Here is a 220-nt window from a genome sequence, read left to right as displayed (position 1 = left end):
GGCCAGGTCAGGTTCTTCGCGTTGCTTCGAATTAAACCACATGCTCCACCGCTTGTGCGGGCCCCCGTCAATTCATTTGAGTTTTAACCTTGCGGCCGTACTCCCCAGGCGGTCGACTTATCGCGTTAGCTGCGCCACTAAGATCTCAAGGATCCCAACGGCTAGTCGACATCGTTTACGGCGTGGACCACCAGGGTATCTAATCCTGTTTGCTCCCCAC

At 55.5% G+C, this 220-nt stretch carries 1 rRNA gene; it reads right to left on the bottom strand.

The annotated features are described in order from the left end of the window. Window positions 1–220: ribosomal RNA gene (locus tag BST15_RS21100) — 16S ribosomal RNA — on the bottom strand; the annotation flags it as partial.

The sequence above is a fragment of the Mycolicibacter arupensis genome (genome assembly GCF_002086515.1).
GTDB classification, from domain to species: Bacteria; Actinomycetota; Actinomycetes; order Mycobacteriales; family Mycobacteriaceae; genus Mycobacterium; species Mycobacterium arupense.
Note: the sequence above shows the minus strand (reverse complement) of the source record. Positions and strands in the feature narration are given on the sequence as shown.